The 19,337-nt window shown below is 68.8% G+C and carries 20 protein-coding genes and 1 pseudogene; 5 read left to right on the plus strand and 16 right to left on the minus strand.

Annotated features, from left to right (window positions below; all coding sequences use genetic code 11):
* Positions 1-20 precede the first annotated feature (20 nt).
* Positions 21-1,796: a multicopper oxidase family protein gene (locus JWS13_RS38080; protein WP_206011898.1), complete on the plus strand. Its 1,776-nt coding sequence runs from the start codon at positions 21-23 to the stop codon at positions 1,794-1,796.
* Positions 1,797-1,799: 3 nt separating this feature from the next.
* On the opposite strand, the gene JWS13_RS38085 is transcribed toward JWS13_RS38080, so the two are convergent.
* From JWS13_RS38085 to JWS13_RS38105, 5 genes are all read right to left on the minus strand, one after another.
* Positions 1,800-2,948 carry an MFS transporter gene (locus tag JWS13_RS38085; protein ID WP_206011899.1) on the minus strand — a complete coding sequence of 383 codons (1,149 nt, stop codon included), beginning with the start codon at positions 2,946-2,948 and terminating at the stop codon, positions 1,800-1,802.
* A gap of 61 nt (positions 2,949-3,009) precedes the next feature.
* Positions 3,010-4,254, minus strand: coding sequence for a dihydrolipoamide acetyltransferase family protein (locus JWS13_RS38090; RefSeq protein ID WP_206010470.1), 1,245 nt, complete (start codon positions 4,252-4,254; stop codon positions 3,010-3,012).
* A gap of 30 nt (positions 4,255-4,284) precedes the next feature.
* Positions 4,285-5,268, minus strand: coding sequence for an alpha-ketoacid dehydrogenase subunit beta (locus JWS13_RS38095; protein ID WP_206010471.1), 984 nt, complete (start codon positions 5,266-5,268; stop codon positions 4,285-4,287).
* On the minus strand, positions 5,265-6,362 hold the full coding sequence (pdhA, locus tag JWS13_RS38100; protein ID WP_206010472.1) for a pyruvate dehydrogenase (acetyl-transferring) E1 component subunit alpha: 1,098 nt from the start codon (positions 6,360-6,362) through the stop codon (positions 5,265-5,267). Before pdhA ends, JWS13_RS38095 begins: the two co-directional genes overlap by 4 nt.
* Before the next feature lie 241 nt (positions 6,363-6,603).
* Positions 6,604-6,972, minus strand: coding sequence for a DoxX family protein (locus JWS13_RS38105; RefSeq protein WP_206010473.1), 369 nt, complete (start codon positions 6,970-6,972; stop codon positions 6,604-6,606).
* Positions 6,973-7,087: 115 nt separating this feature from the next.
* Between JWS13_RS38105 and JWS13_RS38110 the strand changes: the two genes are divergently transcribed.
* Complete coding sequence (locus JWS13_RS38110) at positions 7,088-8,116, plus strand: phosphotransferase family protein (protein WP_206010474.1); 1,029 nt, start codon at positions 7,088-7,090, stop codon at positions 8,114-8,116.
* 22 nt (positions 8,117-8,138) lie between these two features.
* Here JWS13_RS38110 and JWS13_RS38115 read toward each other — a convergent pair whose 3' ends face one another.
* Positions 8,139-8,576, minus strand: a complete 438-nt coding sequence (locus JWS13_RS38115) for an acyl-CoA thioesterase (RefSeq protein ID WP_206011900.1) — start codon at positions 8,574-8,576, stop codon at positions 8,139-8,141.
* Between the two features lie 82 nt (positions 8,577-8,658).
* Between JWS13_RS38115 and JWS13_RS38120 the strand changes: the two genes are divergently transcribed.
* On the plus strand, positions 8,659-9,849 hold the full coding sequence (locus JWS13_RS38120; RefSeq protein WP_206010475.1) for a benzoate/H(+) symporter BenE family transporter: 1,191 nt from the start codon (positions 8,659-8,661) through the stop codon (positions 9,847-9,849).
* A gap of 7 nt (positions 9,850-9,856) precedes the next feature.
* The gene (locus JWS13_RS38125; protein WP_206010476.1) at positions 9,857-10,366 is read left to right on the plus strand and encodes an O-acetyl-ADP-ribose deacetylase; all 510 of its coding nucleotides are present in this window, start codon (positions 9,857-9,859) and stop codon (positions 10,364-10,366) included.
* Positions 10,367-10,424: 58 nt separating this feature from the next.
* On the opposite strand, the pseudogene JWS13_RS38130 reads toward JWS13_RS38125, so the two are convergent.
* From JWS13_RS38130 to JWS13_RS38160, 7 genes and pseudogenes are all read right to left on the minus strand, one after another.
* A pseudogene (locus JWS13_RS38130) lies at positions 10,425-10,691 on the minus strand (LysR family transcriptional regulator); the annotation flags it as partial.
* A complete protein-coding gene (locus tag JWS13_RS38135) occupies positions 10,684-12,135 on the minus strand; it encodes a nucleobase:cation symporter-2 family protein (RefSeq protein WP_206010478.1) in 1,452 nt (483 codons plus the stop codon). The pseudogene JWS13_RS38130 and the gene JWS13_RS38135, both read right to left, overlap by 8 nt.
* A 10-nt stretch (positions 12,136-12,145) precedes the next feature.
* Positions 12,146-13,039 carry a factor-independent urate hydroxylase gene (gene pucL, locus JWS13_RS38140; protein ID WP_206010479.1) on the minus strand — a complete coding sequence of 298 codons (894 nt, stop codon included), beginning with the start codon at positions 13,037-13,039 and terminating at the stop codon, positions 12,146-12,148.
* Positions 13,040-13,041: 2 nt separating this feature from the next.
* On the minus strand, positions 13,042-13,386 hold the full coding sequence (uraH, locus tag JWS13_RS38145) for a hydroxyisourate hydrolase (protein WP_206010480.1): 345 nt from the start codon (positions 13,384-13,386) through the stop codon (positions 13,042-13,044).
* The gene (gene uraD, locus JWS13_RS38150) at positions 13,383-13,892 is read right to left on the minus strand and encodes a 2-oxo-4-hydroxy-4-carboxy-5-ureidoimidazoline decarboxylase (protein WP_206010481.1); all 510 of its coding nucleotides are present in this window, start codon (positions 13,890-13,892) and stop codon (positions 13,383-13,385) included. Before uraD ends, uraH begins: the two co-directional genes overlap by 4 nt.
* Positions 13,893-14,111: 219 nt before the next feature.
* The gene (locus JWS13_RS38155) at positions 14,112-14,579 is read right to left on the minus strand and encodes a DUF6328 family protein (RefSeq protein ID WP_206010482.1); all 468 of its coding nucleotides are present in this window, start codon (positions 14,577-14,579) and stop codon (positions 14,112-14,114) included.
* A gap of 1 nt (position 14,580) precedes the next feature.
* On the minus strand, positions 14,581-15,396 hold the full coding sequence (locus JWS13_RS38160) for a shikimate 5-dehydrogenase (RefSeq protein ID WP_206010483.1): 816 nt from the start codon (positions 15,394-15,396) through the stop codon (positions 14,581-14,583).
* Between the two features lie 85 nt (positions 15,397-15,481).
* Between JWS13_RS38160 and JWS13_RS38165 the strand changes: the two genes are divergently transcribed.
* Positions 15,482-17,056, plus strand: coding sequence for a molybdopterin-dependent oxidoreductase (locus JWS13_RS38165; RefSeq protein WP_206010484.1), 1,575 nt, complete (start codon positions 15,482-15,484; stop codon positions 17,054-17,056).
* 11 nt (positions 17,057-17,067) lie between these two features.
* On the opposite strand, the gene JWS13_RS38170 is transcribed toward JWS13_RS38165, so the two are convergent.
* From JWS13_RS38170 to JWS13_RS38180, 3 genes are all read right to left on the minus strand, one after another.
* Positions 17,068-17,769 carry an HNH endonuclease family protein gene (locus JWS13_RS38170; protein WP_206010485.1) on the minus strand — a complete coding sequence of 234 codons (702 nt, stop codon included), beginning with the start codon at positions 17,767-17,769 and terminating at the stop codon, positions 17,068-17,070.
* Between the two features lie 65 nt (positions 17,770-17,834).
* Positions 17,835-18,152: a hypothetical protein gene (locus JWS13_RS38175; RefSeq protein WP_087558530.1), complete on the minus strand. Its 318-nt coding sequence runs from the start codon at positions 18,150-18,152 to the stop codon at positions 17,835-17,837.
* Between the two features lie 73 nt (positions 18,153-18,225).
* Positions 18,226-19,128, minus strand: a complete 903-nt coding sequence (locus JWS13_RS38180) for an NADP-dependent oxidoreductase (protein WP_206011901.1) — start codon at positions 19,126-19,128, stop codon at positions 18,226-18,228.
* Positions 19,129-19,337 lie beyond the last annotated feature (209 nt).

Raw genomic sequence — 19,337 nt, forward strand, 5'->3', positions numbered from 1 at the left:
ATACACACGAAGTGACCGATATGAGTGGACGGATCTCGCGCCGATCGTTCCTGCGGGCGGCAGCGCTCGGCGGTGGGCTGGGTGCGGTGTCGGCCGGTTCGGCGAGCGCGTTCCCTTTCGACATCGATCCGCTGCGACCGTTGATGTTCTCGTCGCCGCCGATCGAGCCGTATCGTGATCGGCTGCCGATCCTGCCGACGATGTCCGGGACACGCATCGACGTGCGGGCGAGCAGCACGATGCATTCGTTCCACGCCGACCTGGCGCCCTCGCCGGCGCTGGCGTACAGCGGCGCGGACTATCTCGGCGCGACGATCGAGGCACACGTCGATCAGCCGACGACGATCGCGTTCCGGAACGACATCACCGTCCACCCGTTCGCCGTCGATTTCGACCCGTCGCTGCACGGGCTGAGCGAACGGGACCGCACCGAGGTGCCCACGGCGACGCATCTGCACGGCGGGGTGAACCCGCCCCAGTTCGACGGGCACCCGGAGCTGGTGTTCCGGCCGGGCGAGGAGTACCTCCACCAACTTCCGAACCGTCAGGACGCGGCCGGACTCTGGTATCACGACCACGCCATGGGGGTGACGAGGCTCAACATCTACGCGGGCCTGGTCGGGCTGTACCTGCTGCGGGACGACTTCGACACCGGGCGCGCCGACAACCCGCTGGGTCTGCCGGCAGGGGAGTTCGAGGTGCCGCTCGTGCTGCAGGAGAAGATGTTCACCGCCGGTGGCAGGCAGCGGGTCCGCTCGACGCCCACCGTGCCGCAGGGGAGCTGGGAAGGGGGCGCAGTCGGCGATGTCGGGGTCGTGAACGGAAAGGTGTGGCCGGAACTCGACGTTGCCCGTGGCCTGTACCGGTTGCGGCTCGTCAACGCGGGTTCGCTGAGCGTGTGGAATCTGTATTTCGGCAACCGCATGCGGTTCTGGGTCATCGGCGGCGACAGTGGGTTGCTCGACGCCCCCGTCGCGGTGACGCGGGTGCGGTTGAGCCCGGCCGAGCGGGTCGACCTGCTCGTCGACTTCGGCGCGCTGGAACCGGGGTCGACGGTGGAACTCTGCAACGACGAGCCACCGCCGTTCCAGGCCGCGCTGATCGGCGAGCGCACGATGCCGCGGTTCTGCCGGTTCCGGGTGGGCACCGCCCGCGGCTTCACCGGTGTGCCGCCTTCGACGTTGCGCGGGGGTCCCGGGCAGCCGGAGTTGCTGCCGCCGATTCCGCGACCCCAGGTCTTCCGGGACGTCACCCTCAGCCAGCCGAGCGACGTGCGCCTGCCGCCGTCGATCATGTCCCTGAACAATCTCCGCTATTCGACCGAGGACATCGAGTTGCCGCGCCAGGGGACGGTGGAGCAGTGGAACATCATCAACGCGACCAATGATCCGCATCCGGTGCATCTTCATCTCGCGAACTTCCGGGTGCTGGGGCGTCAGGTCATCGAGACGCTTCGGTTCGCGCTCGCCACCCCGCAGCCGCCGCTCGGAATCCGCTGGACGCCGTCGGCCGACGCGTTCACCATCTCGCCGCTCGCGCCCGCGGAACCGTGGGAGCGGGGGTTCAAGGACACGGTCCTGGCGAACGCGAACTCCATCACCAGGATCATCGTCCGGTTCCCGACCGCGGAGTCGCTGGGCTTCGATCCCGACGCGGTGTTCGGGCACGGATCACACGACGCCCACGGTCACGGTGCCGGCGGTGGTCCGCGATCACTGCAGGGTTACGTGTGGCACTGTCACATCCTCGACCACGAGGATCACGACATGATGCTGAGGTACCGCACCGTCGCGTGAGGTTCAGGTGCGCCGGACCACCCCCGCGCACGTGGCGGCCACCAGCACACAGACCAGTGGCACCACCATCGCGACGGTGAGCGGAACCACCTGGGTGATCCAGCCGATGGTGGCCGGTCCGGCGAGGAATCCGACGTACCCCAGCCCGACGACGCGGGACATGTTGGTGCCGGCGGAACCCGCGCCGAGGTTGCCCGCGGCGGTGAAGATCTGGGGGACGCAGCCCGACAGTCCCAGGCCGAACAGCGCCCAGCCGAGGATCGTGAGCGGGAGCAGCCCCGAGACGAGGACGAGCAGCATGCCGAGCGCCGCGATCAGGGTGCCGTAGCGGACGACGGCGACGGGGCCGAGCGCGGCGCTCACGCGGTCCGCCGTGAACCGGCCCACCGTCATCATCACCGAGAAGGCGCCGAACGCGAGGGCGGCGACGGAATCCGATGTTCCGAGGTGTTCCTTGACCTGCAGGGTGCTCCAGTCGTTCGCGACACCCTCCGACAGCATGAGGACGAAGGCGATGCCGCCGAGCGCGAGCACCCGCGCGGACAGTCGTCCGTGAGCCGTCTCGGCGTGCGCGGGGTCGTGCCGCGAGCGGGGACGGTCCGCCATCAGCCGGCGGGAGCACGCGGCGACGGTGACGACCCCGATGCAGCCGGCGACCAGCAGCGCCGTCAGTGGTGCCCATCCGGCGGCGAGTGTCGCCGCCCCGAGCAGTGACCCCGCCACCCCGCCTACGGAGAACAGGGCGTGGAATGCCGACATGATCGGCCGTCGATATCGCTGCTCGACTTCGACGGCCTGGGAGTTCATCGACACGTCCAGTGCGCCGTTGGCGAATCCGAACACGAGCAGGGCGAGACCGAGTTGCCAGGCAGTGGACGCCAGCCCTGGACCCAGGGTGGCGACCGATAGGGCGAGTCCGGCGACGATAACCATCCGCCTGCTGCCGAACCGGTCGGCCAGGGGGCCGCTGACCTGCATGCCGCCGATCGCACCGACCGCCATCAGGAGCAGCAGTGAACCCAGCGTGGAGTGGCTGATGCCGGTCCGGTGCTCGATCGCCGGGATGTGCACGACCCACATGCCCAGCAGGAACCCGTTGATCCCGAAGATCCCGAACGTTCCCGCCCTGGCCCGGCGCAGCGGCTCGGCCACCGGCACACGCTTGTCGACCGGGGACGCTCGGGAAGTGCTCACCGACCAAACGTACCGAGGATCAGAGGTGCGCGAGCAGTGAGGCGGGATCGTGCAGCATGGCCGCGACGGACGACAGGAACCTCGACCCCTGCTCGCCGTCGACCACCCGGTGGTCGAACGACACGCTCAACGTGGTGACCCATCGCACCGCGAGTTCGCCCTCGTGCACCCACGGTCTCTTGCCGACGCTGCCGAGGCACAGGATGGCTGCCTCGCCGGGGTTGAGGATGGGCGTGCCCGTGTCGACGCCGAACACCCCGACGTTGGTGATCGACACCGTGCCGCCGGTCAGCTGTGCGGGTTCGGCCTTGCCGCTGCGTGCGGTCGCGGTCAGTTCGGTGATCGCGCGGCACAATTCGACCAGGCTCAGCGACTGCGCCTCCTTGATGTTGGGGACCATCAGGCCGCGGGGTGTGGCCGCGGCGATACCGAGATTGACGTAGTGCTTGGTGACGATCTCCTGATTCTCCTCGTCCCAGGACGCGTTGAGGCTCGGGTTCGCCCGCAACGCGACGATCATCGCCTTCGCGACCAGGCTCAGCGGGGTCACCGACAGTCCCTCGAATTCGGGGAGGTCCCGCAGACGGTCGAGCAGTTCCACCGAGCGCGTCACGTCGATGGTCACGAATTCGGTGACGTGCGGGGCCGTGAACGCGCTGCGGACCATCGCCGCCGCCGTCTGCTTGCGGACGCCGCGAATCGGGGTGCGGGTCTCGCGCTGCACCGTCTCCGCAGTCCCCGAAGGTTCCGGCGGCACCGACTGCCCGGCGTGGGATTCCACGTCGTTCCTGGTGACGGCACCGGACGGTCCCGTTCCCGCGACGACCGCGAGGTCGATCCCGCGTTCACGGGCCGCGAGCCGGGCGGCCGGCGACGCGTCAGGGCGCCGACCGTCCGTGCGGGCAGCCTCCGGGCGGCCAGTCTCCGGGCCGACGGATCGCCGCCGGGCGCGCTTGCTCTCGGCGGCGGCTTCGGGCCCGTACCCCACAAGAACCGGTGTGCGCGCGGGAGCCTCCGGGGTGGCCGCGTCCGTCGCGATCCGGATGATCGGCGTCCCCACCGGCACCGTCGCACCCGGGGCGACCAGCAGTTCCTCCACGACACCCGGATACGGCGAGGGCAACTCGACGAGCGCCTTCGCCGTCTCGACTTCGCCGATCACCTGATTGAGTTCGATCGTCTGGCCCACCTCCACGGCCCAGGAGACCAGTTCGGCCTCCGTCAGTCCCTCACCGAGATCGGGTAGGCGAAATTCCTGCGCCAACGGACGGCTCCTCTCCTCCGATGAGTGCGATCAGGCCGCGAGACTGCGATCGACGGCGTCGAGCAGGCGGTCGGCGTCCGGCAGATGATGCCGTTCCAGCTTCGACGGCGGATACGGGACGTCGAATCCGCCGACCCGCAGGACCGGCGCGTCCAGTTGGTAGAAGCACCGCTCGGAGATGCGGGCCGCGATCTCCGCACCCAGCCCGAGGAACGTCGACGCCTCGTGCGCGACGACGAGTCTGCCGGTCTTACGAACCGATGCCTCGACGGTGTCGAAGTCGATCGGGGAGAGGGAGCGCAGGTCGATCACCTCGAGGGAGTGCCCCTCGTCGGCGGCGATCGACGCGGCCGACAGAGCCGTCGGCACGACCGAGCCGTACGCGACGATGGTGGCGTCCGTGCCCTCCCTGGCCACTCGCGCCCGATGCAGCGGCAGGTCCGGTTCGGCGTCCACGTCGAACTCGGCCTTGTCCCAGTACCGCCGCTTCGGTTCGAAGAACACCACCGGGTCGTCCGCCGCGACGGCTTGCTGGATCATGTGGAACGCGTCCGCCGGGTTGCTGGGGGTGACGACGCGGAGTCCGGCGGTGTGGACGAAATACGCCTCCGGCGACTCCGAATGGTGTTCGACCGCGCCGATGCCGCCGCCGAACGGGATCCGGATCGTGAGGGGCGCGGTGACCCGGCCCTGCGTGCGGTAGTGAATCTTGGCCACCTGCGACACGATCTGGTCGAACGCGGGGTACACGAATCCGTCGAACTGGATCTCGCAGACCGGCCGGTAGCCGCGCAGCGCCATCCCGAACGCGGCGCCGACGATCCCCGATTCGGCGAGCGGGGTGTCGATGACCCGGTTGTCGCCGAAGTCCTTCTGCAGGGTGTCGGTGACGCGGAAGACCCCGCCGAGGCGTCCGACGTCCTCGCCCATGATCACGACCTTCCGGTCGTGTTCGAGAGCGCGCCGCAGACCTGCGTTGAGTGCGCCGCCGAGCGACAGCGTGGTGGTGGTCATGACAGTGCCTCCTCGATGCCGGCGAAGCCTGCGAGGTACGCGGCGTACTGCTCGCGTTCCTCGTCGATGAGCGGGTGGTCGGTGGAATAGACGTGGTCGAACAGGTCGAGCGGGGCGGGGTCGGGCGCCTCGACGGTTCCCGAGCGCAGTCGCGCGGCGACGGCGTCGGCGGTGGCCTGCACCCGGGCGAGGAATTCGTCGCTCAGCAGTCCCTCCCTCTCGAGGAGTCGTCGCATCCGGTCGATGGGGTCGCGGGCCTTCCAGATCTCGGTCTCGGCCGCCGCCCGGTACCGGGTGGGATCGTCCGATGTGGTGTGGGGGCCCATGCGATATGTGACGGCCTCGATGAACGTCGGTCCGCTGCCTTCGCGGGCCCGCTGGGTGGCCTGGCGGGTGACCGCGAGGACCGCGAGAACGTCGTTGCCGTCCACCCGGAGGGCGGGCATGCCGTAACCGGCGGCGCGCTGCGCGATGGGGACGGGACTCTGCAGGTGAACCGGTTCGCTGATCGCGAACTGGTTGTTCTGGCAGAAGAATACGACCGGCGCGTTGAAACTCATCGAGAAGCCGAGGGCCTCGGCGAGGTCGCCCTGACTGGTGGCGCCGTCGCCGAAGTAGGCGATCGTCGCGATCTCCGCGCCGTCGAGGTGGGCACCCATGGCGTAACCGGTGGCGTGCAGCCCCTGGGAGCCGACCACGATCGCCGGATTCGTCACGTTCACGGAACTCGGATCCCAGGCGGAATGGGCGCATCCCCGCCACATGCGGGTCATCACACCCGGGTCCACGCCTCGGCAGTAGGCGACGGCGTGTTCGCGGTAACTGATGAACGCGTAGTCGTCGGGACGGAGAGCGCGGGCGGAGCCGACCTGGGCGGCTTCCTGACCGAGCAGCGGGGCCCAGAGCCCCAGTTCACCCTGGCGTTGCAGAGCGACCGCCTCGACATCCATCCGACGCGCGGCGACGAGGTCCTCGTACAGGTCTCGCAGTTGGTCGGGTCCGATGTCGCGGACGAGGCTCGTGTAGTCGGGTCTGAAGACCCGTCGGCCGTCCGGCTGGATGAGCTGGACCGGATAGGCAATCTTGTCGACCATCGGGGTCACCTCGTGTTGTCGAGTCCGTGAACCTTGTGGGTTCGTCGGAGACGGGTACTGCGGCAGGACGGGTGTGTCCTACTTCACAGCATCCACGGGAACGCGAAGTGCGCAAGTGGCACCACCGACGTCGAGCAGAATGCCCAGTTTCGGGGGTGCGACCGGTGTCATGCTGCGTCTAATGACCAATGCGGACGCCACCGACGCATGGTTGTCGCTGCAATTGCCCGAAACGTCCGGATCAGCCTGCGAACACGAACCCGATCGAGGCGAGGACCGCGAGCACCGCGAGGTAGACCGCGGGCATTGCGACGGCCCGGGTGTCGGGATTGCCGTAATCGCCGTGTCTGACGTGAAACGCGACAGCGCACAGGAGGAGAATCAGCAGCGCCACCGTCGCGACCACACCCAGCGGAGTCCAGTAGAGGCCGACGAGAACGCCGACTCCGCCGGCGAGTTCCGCCACGCCGATCAGCCGCACCTGCTGCCCGCTCAGGCCCCGGGCCTGCAACCCCGTCCACGCGGTTCCCTTCAGTCTCAGCTTGGGAATGCTCACGGCGACGGCGCTCACGGCGAGGAGCACGCCACACACGATGAGGAAAACTTCCACGTCCGTCCCTCCAGTTCCGGCCGAATCGGCCTCACTGTTGCCACCCTAGGGCCGCGACCTGCGGTGCGGACCGGTTCCCTCCGCATCGGGCTTCCGAGCGGTTAGCATCGAGCGCGTGAATGCTGTGGGGCTGAACGAAGATGCCGTTTCCGCGTGGATTGCCGGACTCGGTGTGGGAGCGATCGCGCCGCTGAGCTTCGAGAGGATCGGGAACGGTCAGTCGAATCTCACGTACGCGGTCGGCGACGCGGGTGGCGGACGGTGGGTGCTGCGGCGGCCACCGCTCGGACATCTGCTCGCGTCGGCGCACGACGTGGTCCGCGAACACCGGATTCTGTCCTCTCTGCAGGGATCCGACGTTCCGGTGCCGAAGATCCTCGGGCTCACCGAAGATCCGGAGGTCACGGACGCGCCGCTCGTGCTGATGAGTTACGTCGCGGGGGTGGTGATCGACAGTATCGGTGTGGCGAAGGAACTGACGCCCGAGCAGCGGAACGCCGTCGGGCTGGCGATGCCGAAGGCGCTCGCGAAGATCCATGCGGTCGATCTCCGGGACGCCGGGCTGGAGGACCTTGCCAGCCACAAGCCTTACGCGGCAAGGCAGTTGAAGCGCTGGACGGATCAGTGGGAGAAGTCCCACACTCGGGAGGTCCCGGCGATCGAGGATCTGGCCGGGATCCTCGAGCGCAACATGCCGGAGCAGGCCGAACTGTCGTTGGTGCACGGTGATTTTCACCTGAGCAACGTCATCACTTCGCCGGACGCGGGCGAGGTGGTCGCGGTGGTCGACTGGGAACTGTGCACGCTGGGCGACCCCCTCGCCGATGTGGGCGCGTTGCTGGCCTACTGGCCCGAGGCGGGCGACGAGGACGCCGGACCGTTCCCCGCCTCCACCCTCGAGGGATTCCCCACCCGGGCCGAACTCGTGGAGGCGTATGTCCACCACACCAAACGCGACGTGACGCACGTCGGGTACTGGCACGTGCTGGCGTTGTGGAAGCTGGCGATCATCGCCGAAGGCGTGCTGCGCCGCGTGATCGACGACCCCCGGAACAAGGCCGAGACCGGCGCGCCGACGGTCGCGCTGATCGACGGGATCATCGCCCGGGCGGTGGCCACGGCCGAGGCCGAGGGCCTGCACTGAACCACCCGGTGGCACCGGACCCTCAGGGCGTGTCCGGTGCCACCAGAAGGTTTACGGCGCTGCGGATTTCGTCGGGAATCGGAACGGGCTTGCGGGTCTTCGCGTCCACGTACACGTGGACGAAGCGGCCGAGAGCGGCGAGGTCGAGTGCGTCGCCGTTCTCGCGGAAGATCGCGAGCGCGTACACGATGCTCCGGGTGCCCAGCTTCTCGACGGACAGCCCCACCTGCAGGCGGTCCGGGAACGTCAGCTCGCTGACGTACCTGCAGGACGTCTCGGCGACCACGCCGATCGCGGGCAGATCCCGGATGTCGGTGCCCGTCGTCGCGATCAGCCAGCCGTTGACGGCCGTGTCGAAATACGAGTAGTACGTGACGTTGTTGACGTGCCCGTAGTGGTCGTTGTCCGCCCAGCGGGTCGGCACCGGCCACAGCGCGGGGAAGTCGGCGGCGGTCGGCATCGCGGGGGCGTCGTCGTGTTTCACCGTCCCGACCCTAATGCCACGGATCGTCTGCACCACGCGTCGGGCAGAATCGCGTCCTATGTCTGTGCCCGACAGTGATGTGCGTTCACCGGATTCCGCCGCCCAGCCGATCAGCGCCGGAATCGTCACCGCCCTGGTGGGCTTCACCAGTTCGTTCGCCGTCGTACTCACCGGGTTGACGGCGGTGGGCGCGAACTCCGCCCAGGCCGCGTCGGGACTGCTGGCGCTGTGTGTGACGCAGGCGCTGGGGATGCTGTGGATGTCGCGGCACTACCGCATGCCGATCACCCTCGCGTGGTCGACGCCGGGAGCGGCTCTGCTCGCCGGGGCGGGAACGGTGAGCGGCGGGTGGCCGGCCGCGGTCGGCGCGTTCGCCGTCGTGGGGGCGGCGGTCATCCTCACCGGGCTGTGGCCGCGGCTGGGACGGCTCATCGCCGCCATCCCCCCGGCGCTGGCGCAGGCGATGCTCGCGGGGGTGCTGCTGCCGCTGTGCCTGGCACCGGTGCTGGCGCTGCGTGATGCACCGCTCGCCGTCGCGCCCGTCGTCCTCGTGTGGCTGGTCCTGCAGCGGTATTCGCCGCGGTGGGCGGTCCCGGCGGCGTTCGCGGCCGCCGCGGTGGTGATCGCCGTCGGTCTCGTCTCCGGCAGCGACACCCTCGACACGAGCGCCCTCCTGCCGAGGCTCGACGTCACCGCACCGGCATGGACGTGGCAGGCGATGATCGGGATCGCGATCCCGCTGTACATCGTGACGATGGCGTCCCAGAACATTCCCGGCACCGCCGTCATGAATTCCTTCGGTTACCGGGTGCCGTGGCGGCCGGCCATGCTGGTGACCGGTGTCGGGACCCTCGTCGGCGCCCCCGCGGGTGGGCACGCCATCAATCTCGCCGCCATCAGTGCCGCCCTCGCCGCCGCGCCGTCAGCGCATCCCGACCCCCGGAAGCGCTGGGTCGCGGCGTTCACGGCGGGCTGGGCGTACCTGGTGCTCGCGGCGTGTTCGGCCGCGGTCGCCACCCTCATCGCCGCGGCGCCGGAGGGCGTCGTGGAGGCCGTCGCCGGACTGGCCCTCCTCGGTACGCTCGGCGGGGCGCTGGCCTCGGCCCTCGACGACGTCCGCGAACGGGAGGGTGCCGTCGTCACGTTCCTGATCGCCGCGTCGGGGGTGAGCATCCTCGGCATCGGGTCCGCATTCTGGGCGCTGGTCGCCGGACTGATCGTGCGGGTCGCGGTGGGCTCGCGACGATAATGGGCACATGACCACCATCGAGGTAGTGCAGGGTGACATCACGACGGTCGAGGTCGACGCGATCGTCAACGCCGCCAACTCCGGACTGCTCGGCGGCGGTGGCGTGGACGGCGCCATCCACCGGGCCGGCGGCCCCGACATTCTCGCCGAATGCCGGCAACTGCGGGCCACCACACTGCAGGACGGACTGCCTGCGGGACAGGCGGTCGCGACGACGGCGGGCCGGTTGCCCGCCCGATGGGTGATCCACACGGTCGGCCCCGTCTACTCCTCTTCGGACGATCGGTCGGCCACCCTGCGCAGCGCCTACACCACCAGTTTGGCGGTGGCCGCCGACCTCGGCGCGCAGTCCGTCGCGTTCCCGCTGATCTCGTCCGGGGTGTACGGCTGGCCCGCGGACGACGCCGTCCGGCAGGCGGTCGGCGCCGTCCGCGATTCCGACTCCGGGATTCCGCGGGTGCTGTTCGTCGCGTTCGACGCGCGGATGGCGTCGCTGCTGCGGGCCGAGGTGGGATGAGGACGCTGCCCCGCGCCCCCCACCCTCACCGGGTCCGGATCCGGCGCGTCGCCATCGCGGTGGCCGAGGCCACGAACTCCTCGGTGGCGTCCAGGGTGCGCTGGGCGTACGGAAGCAGTCGCCGGCCGACCGAAGTCAGGATCGTCCGGCGACTGCTCCGCTCGATCAGGGTGACCCCGAGCCCGGTCTCGAGAGCAGCCAGCGCCCGCGAGAGGGTGGGCTGGCTGATCCCGAGATCCGATGCCGCCGTGCCGAAATGCAGGTGGGTGGCGACGGCGGCGAACGCGCGGAGTTGCGTCAGCGTCGGCTGATACGGCTCACTCATTGCGTACGACGGAGGTGTGCGCCGTGTCCGCCCGTTGCTCGGTGTCGGCCGGGTGCTCCGGGTCCTCGGCGCGGTGGACGGCGACGGGAGGCGCCGCCGACACCACCGACGGCGTGGGCCGGTTGCCTGCCTTGATCTCGTTGAACAGGATGTTCAGCAGCACCGCGACGATGCTCGCCGCGCTGATTCCCGAGTCGAAGACGATGTGCACCCACTCCGGGAAGGCCGAGTAGAACTCCGGCACCGCGATTGGGATGACGCCGAATCCGAGGGCCACCGCGACGATCACCAGGTTCAGGTTGCCGTCGTACGACACCTTGGACAGGGTGCGGATTCCGCTCGCGGCCACCGAACCGAAGAGCACGATACCGGCGCCGCCGAGGACGGGCAGCGGCACGGAGGCCACCAGCCGACCCAGGATGGGGAACAGTCCGAGCGCGAACAGGACCGAACCGCCTGCCGCGACGACGTACCGGCTCTTGATCCCGGTGATCGCGACGAGCCCGACGTTCTGGGCGAACGCGCTGGCCGGGAACGTCCCGAACACCGGCGCCACGGTGGTGGCGAGCATGTCGGCGCGGAGTCCGTCGCCGACCCGGCGAGCATCCACCTTCGTCTCCACGATCTCGCCGACCGCGAGGATGTCCGCCGTCGTCTCGGTCATGATCACCAGGATCACCACCGTCATCGAGATGATCGCGCCGATCTGGAACAGCGGGCTGCCGAACGCGAACACCCGCGGCAGTTCGAAGATCGCACCCTTCCCGACGGCACTGAAGTCGGCCTTGCCGATCAGGGCGGCGAACAGCGTGCCCACCACGATGCCGATCAGGATGGACAACCGCGACAGGGTGCCCTGGACCAGTCGGCTCACCAGCAACACGACGAACAGGCTGAACCCGGCGAGTCCGATGTTGGACATCGACCCCCAGTCCGGGGCCTTGGCGTTGCCGCCCATCGCCCACCGCACCGCGACGGGCAGGAGGGAGATGCCGATGACCGTGATGATCGACCCGGTGACGACGGGCGGGAAGTAGCGCACGATCTTGCAGAAGAAGGGGCTGATCAGCAACCCGATCACGCCGGCGACCATGATGGCCCCGAACACGGAGCGCAGCCCGCCCGGACCGGCGGCCACTGCCACCATCGTCGACACCGAGGCGAAGGAAATGCCCTGCACCAGGGGGAGTTTGGCACCGAAGAAGGGAACGCCGAGGGTCTGCAGCAGGGTGGCGGCGCCGCTGACGAACAAGGCCGCCGACACGAGCAGTCCGATCTCGACGCCGGTCAGTCCGGCGGCGCCGCCGACGATCAGGGGAGGCGCGATCACGCCGCCGTACATGGTCAGGATGTGCTGCAACCCGTAGATGTACGACTTTCCGAGCGGCAAACGCTCGTCTTCGGGTCCGGTCGTTCCGGCAACCCGATGTCCGATCCGCTTCATCGCCGCGCTCCTAGCAGAATCCGGGAACGGAATCCCAGGCGCGGCCGGCGTCGGGCGCGTCCTCACGCTCGACCGTCGCCTCGATCAACCCGTAGGGGCGGTCGGCTGCGAAGAACACCTCGCCGGGGTTGTCGAGTCCGAACGGTTCCAGGTCGACCAGGAAGTGGTGTTTGTTCGGCATCGAGAACTTCACCTCGGCGATCTCCGGGTGTGCCTCGAGTACCGCCGAACCCATCTGGAACAGCGACTGCTGCAGCGCGAGCGAATGGGTGGTGGCAAAGGTCTCCAGCATGATTGCGCGCACGTTCTCGAACGTCTTGTCGAAGTCGACGTCGGTGGTGAGGTACCGCCATCGGGCGCTCACCGACGTCGCGAGGATCCGGTCGGACGTCTCCTGCAGGGTGGTGTACTTGTCTTTCGGGTATCCGCGGAACTCCGAACCCGTCGACTTCAACACGACCATGTTGCTGAGACCGGACACGATCCACGTCCGATCGCCGTCGATGGTGACCACGGTGTTCCGCCGTTCGTCACTGGATCGGACGAAGGAATGGTCGTGGCCCTCGCCGTCGACCGGGATCCGCGCCCACGAGTACTGCTCGATCTCCCAGCGGCCGCCCGTGATCCATTCGAACTCGCCGGTGAAGTGCTTTCCGAGACGCATCGCGAACGTCTCGATCGCGCCGACGCCGGCGCGAGCGAACGCGTACACCGTGTTCTTCTGAGTGTCCGTGGCCACGACGTGCGCGTTGTCGCCTTCGGTGTGTACCGCGTCGAGGTCTCCGCGCAGTTGCGAAGTCACGCTGACGTCTTCGATCTCGTGTCGCTTGGTGTCCCGGGTGATCTTGACCAACCGGACTTCCGCCTTGCCGTACTGGTTCTGGCCGAGCACGATCTTGCTCATGATTAGCTCCCTCGGTAGGTCGAGTATGCGAATGGGCTGAGAAGGACAGGTACGTGGTAGTGCTGTTCGCTGTCGGTGAGGGCGAACGTGATGGTGATGTCGGGGTAGAACGTCGGACGTCCCTTTGCGGCGAAGTAGCGTCCGGTGTCGAACACGATCCGGTAGGTGCCCGGCTCGAGTCGGGCGGGTCCCATGGTGGTGACGCGCCCGTCGTCGTCGGTGACGGCGTCCGCGACGGTGATCCATTCGGACTCTCGCCGGACCGCCAGCGTGACCGGCACTTCCCGCGCGGGCACGCCTTCGGCTGCGTCCAGCACGTGGGTCGTGACCTGGCTGACGCCGCTCATGCGTCCAGCATCCCGGCGAGCCGGAGGGCGGCGATGTCGCGCAGTTCCTCTGCGACAATGGTCAATTCGCTGGCCTCGTCGTTGGCCAGCCTGCTGTCGAGCGCGGTGAGGACGTCGGACGTGCTGCGCCCGGCGGCGCGGATCAGGAAGACCCGCCCGAACTTGTCCTCGTAGGCACGGTTGCCGTCGGTGAGCCGCTTCTTCGCCGCCGCGTCGGACGAATCCACGTTGGACTGTTCCGAGCGGGCCAGGTGCGCCTCGGCGTCGTCGCCACCCGGGGGTTCACCGATCCGGGGATGGCGGGCGAGGGCGAGTTCTATCTCCTCCGCGGACAGCGGGCCGGCCCCCGTCCTGGCCGCGGTGAGCAACGAGGAGCGGTCGGGGTACGGCCGGGCAGAGACGAGTTCGTCTGCCCACCGGGGGATGTCCAGGCAGATTCGTGCCCATTCCCTCGCCTCGGACTGTGAAGCCTCGTTGAATCGTCGGAGTCCTGCATCGAAAACCATGCGACCCTTCTTCCACAATGCGAAATAATGATTCCGTATAGAGAAGCGTGACAGGGGTCACAATTCGTGTCAAGACCCAAAATTGAATTAATCCAGATTCGGACATGAGGGGTTCACGGCCGGACAGGGGCGCGACGGGTCCCGGGGGTGGGAGCGGGGGAGCGGCCGGTGGGAAGGATGTTGTCGGGCAACAGCTCACGGACAGCGGAACGGCGGGACCTAGTCCTCGCCGTCGGCGTGGTGATTGAAAAGCCGGGGCAGCGCGAACCACAGCGTCGCGAACATCAGCGCGGCCGCCACGCCGATGACGATCGCGACCGGACCGCCCACTGCCACTTCGGCAATCAGGATCACGGTGCCGGTCATGGCGGCGGCCAGAAATCCGACACCCCACAGCGCGAACAGGTTGGCCTTGCGCAGGATGTCGGCCCGGCGGCCCTGACGGAACAGCACGCGATGCCAGACCGCCGGGGCGATGAGGAGCGCCGAGGACACCGTCGCGAGGAGCACCGTGACGAGATGCAGCATGCGGAGGCCGAACGGCTGCTCCTCGTACGCCTCGGTGAAGGCGACCGCGAGGAGGAAGGCGAACAGGATCTGCACACCGGCCTGCGCGACGCGGAGTTCCTGCAGTAGCTCGCTGAAATTGCGTGCGAGCCGCTGGGCGGGTGTCTCGGCGGTGCTCACCTCACGACCGTGAATACTCGGAGGCCCTGCGGATCTCTTCGGGGGACGGGCGCACACCCGTGTAGAGGACGAACTGTTCCGCGGCCTGCAGCGCGATCACCTCGGCGCCCGTGATGACGGTCTTGTGACGTTCGGCCGCCGCCCGGATCAGCGGCGTCGCGGCGGGCATCGCGACCACGTCGAACACGGCGTCCGCCGCGTCGATCGCGTCGAGCTCGAATGCCAGATCCTCGGCCTCGGGGCCGCCCGCCATTCCGATCGGGGTGGCATTGATCAGCAGCCCCGGCCGCGCCGCGCCCAGTTCGGGCTGCCAAGCGAATCCGTACTGCTTCGCGACGGCGCCGCCCGTCTTCTCGTTGCGGGCGATCACGGTGACGTCGGTGAACCCGTAGTCGCGCACGGCGGCCACGACGGCCTTGGCCATGCCACCGCTCCCGGCCACCGCCACCGACAGCGAGTGGGGCAACGCGTTGTCGCGCAACAGGTTCGCGATGGCCTGGTAGTCGGTATTGTAGGCGTGCAACACCCCGTCCTCGTTGACGACCGTGTTGACGGACTCGATGACCGATGCCGACTCGTGCATCACGTCGACGTAGTCGATGATCTGCTCCTTGAACGGCATGGAGACGCCGGCGCCGCGGATCCCCAGCGCCCGGATGCCGCCGACCGCGGCCTGGAGGTCGTTGGTGGTGAAGGCTTTGTACACGAAATTGAGGCCCAGCTCGCCGTACAGATAATTGTGAAACCGGGTGCCGATGTTGCTCGGACGACCGGAGAGTGAGATGCAGAGAAGAGTGTCTTTGTCGAGCTGGTTCATCCGGTAAATACTAGTGGTGGGCTCCCATCCGTGCGCGTTCTCAGCTCCGAATACACGGTGACGACGGCAAAGGAGCAAGGCTGCGATGACTACCACGATCGGTGACCGGCACGAGGCGGCGCGGACGCCACGGAGACGGCGGCACCTGTTCTCGCGCGCGCTCGCCGGAGTGATCGCCGCGGGCATGGTACTCGGAGTGGGTGAACTGCTGGCGGCGCTGATCGACCCGAACTCGTCGCCGTTCTACGCGGTCGGATCGACGACGGTGGACCGCAGCCCCGCCTGGGCCCGTGAGTTCGCGATACACACGTTCGGCACCAACGACAAACCCGCGTTGTTCGTGGGCATGACGATCCTCATCGTGCTCCTCGCCGCGATCGCGGGAATCGTCGAGCGCCCCCGCGCCCCGTTCGGCAGCGCGATCCTCGCGGTGCTCGGGCTGGTGGGAATCGTGGCCGCCACCCAGCGTCCCGGCGCCACCTGGATGTATGCGCTGCCGACCGTGGTGGGGGTCGTCGCCGGTATCGCGGTCCTGCGGGTGCTGACGGCCACCGCGCGGGCACCCGAGAATTCGGATTCCGAGGATTCGTGGTTGCCGCGCCGCACTTTTCTCCTGCTGGCGGCGGCAGCCGCCGCGACGGCCGCGGCCGCAGGAGCCGCGGGCCGCTACCTCGGGCAGCAGGTCGCGGGCGCCGTGGACAACCGCCGCGCCTTCGCGATTCCCGGGGTCACGGACCGGGCGGCCGCGATCGCCCCGGGCACCGACATCGGCGTGCCGGGCGGCACCCCGTTCGTCACGTCGAACGAGGACTTCTACCGGATCGACACCGCCCTGCGGGTGCCGCGACTGACGACGGACGACTGGCAACTGCGCATCCACGGCATGGTGGACCGCGAACTCACTCTCTCGTGGGACGACCTGATCGCGCGGACGCCCGTGGAACGGCTGATCACGTTGACGTGCGTGTCCAACGAGGTCGGCGGAAACCTCGCAGGCAACGCCACGTGGATCGGCTACCCCATCAAGGACATCCTCGACGAGGCAGGCGTACACCCCGACGCCGACATGCTGCTGTCCACGAGCAGCGACCACTTCACGGCCGGAACCCCCGTCGCGGCACTGCGGGACGGCCGCGACGCGATCCTCGCGGTGGCGATGAACGGTCAGCCGCTGCCGTTCGAACACGGTTACCCCGTGCGGCAGGTCGTCCCCGGTCTCTACGGCTACGTGTCGGCCACCAAATGGGTGGTGGATTGGGAACTCACACGATTCGACAAGGCCGAGGCCTACTGGACGAAGCGCGGATGGTCCGCGGAAGGCCCGATCAAGACCGCGTCCCGGATCGACGTGCCCGCCCCGTTCGCACCCACCGCGCCCGGACCGGTACTCGTCGCGGGAACCGCCTGGGCGCAGCACCGCGGCATCGAGAAGGTGGAGGTACGGGTCGACAACGGCGCATGGCAGACCGCGACCCTCGCCCCGCAATACAGCATCGACACCTGGCGGCAGTGGACGTGGGAGTGGGAGGCCGCGGCCGGCCTGCACACCCTCCAGGTGCGCGCCACCGATCTGGACGGCAACGTGCAGGTGGAGGAGCGGACGCCGCCGGTTCCGAGCGGCGCCACCGGCTGGCACACCCGGTCGTTCACCGTGGCCTGAGGCGCCGAGGATCACGGGCACCGCTCCGCCACCTCGGCGAGCGCGTCGCGGTCCGCCAGCGTCACCGGAAGTCCGTATTCCACCGCCACCGAGAGGTACTTGCCCGCGTAGAAGCAGCGGTACGCCGGATTCGGCGGCAGCCAGTCCTGCGGGGTCTGGTCGCCCTTGTCCTGATTGTCCGCACCGTTGACGGCCAGCAGGTTGAACGTGACGTCGTTGGCGAACCGGAGCCGGCGCTCGGGCGGCCACGTCGACGCGCCCATGTCCCACGCCGCCGCCAGCGGGTAGACGTGGTCGATCTGGACGGCTTTCGCGTCCGCCCTGTCGAACGGAAGCTCCTCACCGGAGTACGGATCGGCGAGGACGCCGCTCAGCACCACGCAGTCGCGGGTGCCGTCGCGGAACACCACCGACCGGAGATCGATCGCCAGAACGTTGTTGCGGGTGTCGCACCCGTCGTGGCCGCCCACGGCGTCCTGGTCGTCGGTCCAGGCCGGTCCGAAGACACACAGTTCCCGGCCCGAACACCCGCGCTGGTATCCGCCGGGGTGCGGGCGGGATTCGACCGTGGCGACCCGCCCGAGCAGTTCCTCGATGTGCGCGCGGGGCGGGCTGCCCGGTGCGGGGCTGTCGCCCAGGTCGAGCAGCGACACCCCGCAGCCGCCGGCCGACATGATCACGGCCAGCCACGCCGTCACGTACAGAAGTCTCATGCGTCCCCCGGCGCTCGAAAAATCTCCCCCTACCGTCCAGGAGTATGCACCGGGCCCCCGACAGGTCAGCTGAAGGGCAGGCGCACCGCGGCGATCGACGACACGTGCATGCCGTCGTGACCGATGACCCAGGAACCGCCGCTCTGCCGGCATTCGGCGAGCAGGTCCAGCGTGCGCAGGAGGAAGAAAATCGCCTCGCTGGCGACGGGGGTGACCGCAAGCCGGTGTGCCTCACCATGTTTCATGCCGTCGAGCCACACGCCCGACTGCCCGTCCAGGCGAATGGTGACGATGTGCGTGGCATCGACGAAGGCGTACTTCCGTTGCTCCCACGGGGTGGTGAGCGCGTACCCCTGTTCGAGAACCTGGATCAGGATGCTCATGACCGACTCCCGAGATTTTCCGGCAGCTACGTCTCTCCAGCATCTACCTCGGACCGGGTGAAAGCCAGACCCGCTAACCGAACTCGATCACGACCTTGCCGCTCGTGTGACCGGACTCGACCGTCGCGAGAGCGTCACCGGCGTGCGCGAACGGGAACCGGTGGGCGACCCAGGGGTCGAGGGTTCCGTCGGCCACCAGCGCGGCCACCTCCGCGAACACCGCGGACGTGCGGCGCCGTTCCACTCCCGAGCCGCCGAGGTCCCGTGCCGCGAGGGGGTCGCCGACACTGATGATCGCCGCCGGATCCGTCACCACCCGCGCCGCCTCGGCCAGCGCGGCACCGCCGACCAGGTCGAAGACGGCGTCGACCGGGCCCGGCACGCGTTCGGCGAGTCCGTCCCCGGATTCCACCCACGTGGCGCCGAGCGATTCGACGACCTCCCGCTTGCCCTCGCTCGCGACCCCGATCACGGTGACGTCCCGGGCCGCGGCCAACTGCAGTGCCGCCACCCCCACGCCACCGCCCGCGCCGACGACGAGCAGTCTGCTGCCGGGCGTCAGGTCCAGGGTGGTCAGCGCGTCGTACGCGGTCCCCGCCGCGACGGGGAGGGTGGCCGCGTCGGCGAACGAGACCGCGTCCGGCTTGTGTGCCGCAGCGACCGTGTTGACCAGGGTGTACTCGGTGTATCCACCGAATCCGGTGGCGGTCGCGCCGAACACGGCGTCGCCGACCGCGAACTCGGTCACCCGGGGTCCGACGTCGGCGACCACACCGGCGACCTCCCGGCCGAGAACCGCGGGAAGGGTGACCGGGACAGTGTCCTTGCGCGTTCCCGCACGCACCTTCCAATCGGCGGGATTCACGCCCGCCGCGTGGACGGCGACCAGCAACTGTCCGGGGCCGGGGGAGGGAACGGGGACGTCGAAGAACTGCTGCGTCTCGGGGCCGCCGTATTCACTGAAGCCGTATGCCATGCTCACGCCCACAGTCCTATCACGAACCGGGGGCCGGATCCGGGCACGATGAAGGCCCGCCGAACCGGAGCCGGCGGGCCTTCTTCGTGAGAACTCAGGAGCCGAACAGGCTACCTAGGGAGCCTGTGCCTCCACCGCCTCCGCCGCCACCCATCAACGGTCCGAGGAGCTGAACGAGCTGAACGAGAACTTGCAACATCTGTGTAGGG

The organism is Rhodococcus pseudokoreensis, from assembly GCF_017068395.1.
Classification (GTDB): domain Bacteria; phylum Actinomycetota; class Actinomycetes; order Mycobacteriales; family Mycobacteriaceae; genus Rhodococcus_F; species Rhodococcus_F pseudokoreensis.